This is a genomic window from Escherichia sp. XD33, assembly GCF_019375075.1.
In the GTDB taxonomy this organism is placed as follows: domain Bacteria; phylum Pseudomonadota; class Gammaproteobacteria; order Enterobacterales; family Enterobacteriaceae; genus Enterobacter; species Enterobacter flexneri_A.
Genome location: NZ_JAENDM010000175.1, coordinates 1 through 1,426 on the forward strand (window position 1 = coordinate 1; position 1,426 = coordinate 1,426).

Genomic DNA, 1,426 nt, shown 5'->3' on the forward strand with positions numbered 1-1,426 from the left:
GGAAGAAATCCGGGCAGACCGCGTGAGCAGTGAAAGCCGGGCGTGGCTTGCGCAGTGCGGGCTGACGGTGGAGCAACTGGCCAGACAGGTGGAGCCGGAATACACACCGGCGCGAAAAGCTCATCTTTATCACTGCGACCACCGGGGACTGCCGCTGGCGCTTATCAGCGAAGACGGCAATACGGCGTGGAGCGCGGAATATGATGAATGGGGCAACCAGCTTAATGAGGAGAACCCGCATCATGTGTATCAGCCGTACCGTCTGCCAGGGCAGCAGCATGATGAGGAATCAGGGCTGTACTATAACCGTCACCGGTACTACGATCCGTTGCAGGGGCGGTATATTACTCAGGACCCGATGGGGTTGAAAGGGGGATGGAATTTATATCAGTATCCTTTAAATCCACTACAACAAATTGACCCTATGGGATTATTGCAGACTTGGGATGATGCCAGATCTGGAGCATGTACGGGGGGAGTTTGTGGTGTTCTTTCACGTATAATAGGACCAAGTAAATTTGATAGTACTGCAGATGCTGCGTTAGATGCTTTGAAAGAAACGCAGAATAGATCTCTATGTAATGATATGGAATACTCTGGTATTGTCTGTAAAGATACTAATGGAAAATATTTTGCATCTAAGGCAGAAACTGATAATTTAAGAAAGGAGTCATATCCTCTGAAAAGAAAATGTCCCACAGGTACAGATAGAGTTGCTGCTTATCATACTCACGGTGCAGATAGTCATGGCGATTATGTTGATGAATTTTTTTCAAGTAGCGATAAAAATCTTGTAAGAAGTAAAGATAATAATCTTGAAGCATTTTATCTCGCAACACCTGATGGACGATTTGAGGCGCTTAATAATAAAGGAGAATATATTTTTATCAGAAATAGTGTCCCGGGATTGAGTTCAGTATGCATACCGTATCATGATTAATTTTAGTGCTTTTATTAGTGGGGCCTATAAGGAGATTCAATGAAATATAGTTCAATATTTTCGATGCTTTCATTTTTTATACTATTTGCCTGTAATGAGACAGCTGTTTACGGTTCTGATGAAAACATTATTTTTATGAGGTATGTGGAAAAATTACATTTAGATAAATACTCTGTTAAAAATACGGTAAAAACTGAAACAATGGCGATACAATTAGCTGAAATATATGTTAGGTATCGCTATGGCGAACGGATTGCAGAAGAAGAAAAACCATATTTAATTACGGAACTACCAGATAGTTGGGTTGTTGAGGGAGCAAAGTTACCTTATGAAGTTGCGGGTGGTGTATTTATTATAGAAATTAATAGGTGATGCTGCCAACTTACTGATTTAGTGTATGATGGTGTTTTTGAGGTGCTCCAGTGGCTTCTGTTTCTATCAGCTGTCCCTCCTGTTCAGCTACTGACGGGGTGGTGCGTAACGGCA

At 42.1% G+C, this 1,426-nt stretch carries 3 protein-coding genes; all 3 read left to right on the forward strand.

Annotated features, from left to right (window positions below; genetic code table 11):
• Positions 1-940, forward strand: a 940-nt coding sequence (locus K0778_RS26010; RefSeq protein ID WP_032309634.1) for a DUF4329 domain-containing protein, incomplete at its 5' end; no start/stop codon positions are given.
• A 39-nt stretch (positions 941-979) separates the two neighbouring features.
• Positions 980-1,312 carry an NTF2 fold immunity protein gene (locus tag K0778_RS26015; RefSeq protein ID WP_063084412.1) on the forward strand — a complete coding sequence of 111 codons (333 nt, stop codon included), beginning with the start codon at positions 980-982 and terminating at the stop codon, positions 1,310-1,312.
• A 50-nt stretch (positions 1,313-1,362) separates the two neighbouring features.
• Positions 1,363-1,426 (forward strand): IS1 family transposase (locus K0778_RS26020; protein WP_001676991.1); only part of this gene is annotated, 64 nt, incomplete at its 3' end.

Bases quoted from the DNA above. Each gene is read 5' to 3' on its own strand.
- K0778_RS26015 (WP_063084412.1), top strand. From the start codon at position 980: ATGAAATATAGTTCAATATTTTCGATGCTTTCATTTTTTATACTATTT.